Annotated in this window: 1 pseudogene; it reads right to left on the bottom strand. The window is 40.3% G+C overall.

The features are described from left to right. Positions 1-127: pseudogene (locus EVJ30_RS15375) on the bottom strand (IS21 family transposase); the annotation flags it as partial. Positions 128-273: the final 146 nt, after the last annotated feature.

Below are 273 nucleotides of genomic sequence, written 5' to 3'. Positions count from 1 at the left end.
TAGCCTGCTTTTTAGGCTGAAGTCTGTAAGGTCTCACGTACTCTCTCAGAATCGTCATTTTCCCTTCATAGCCTAGCTTTTGAATCTCATCGAACAGAACCTCGCAATTGGTTGTACCTTCTTTGATGTATTTTGCAATACAAATGTGGTTCTTACGCAATGTTGGTGAGGTAGTGATGCTGACATTATGGGAATAAAATCAAAAAGGATTGATTCCCATGAACGAGTTAGAATTCCTGGATAATCGATTGCGTGTCACGAATGTTCACTCAC

This window comes from Exiguobacterium sp. SH5S13 (assembly GCF_004337085.1).
Taxonomy (GTDB): Bacteria; Bacillota; Bacilli; order Exiguobacteriales; family Exiguobacteriaceae; genus Exiguobacterium; species Exiguobacterium aurantiacum_A.
Note: the sequence above shows the minus strand (reverse complement) of the source record. Positions and strands in the feature narration are given on the sequence as shown.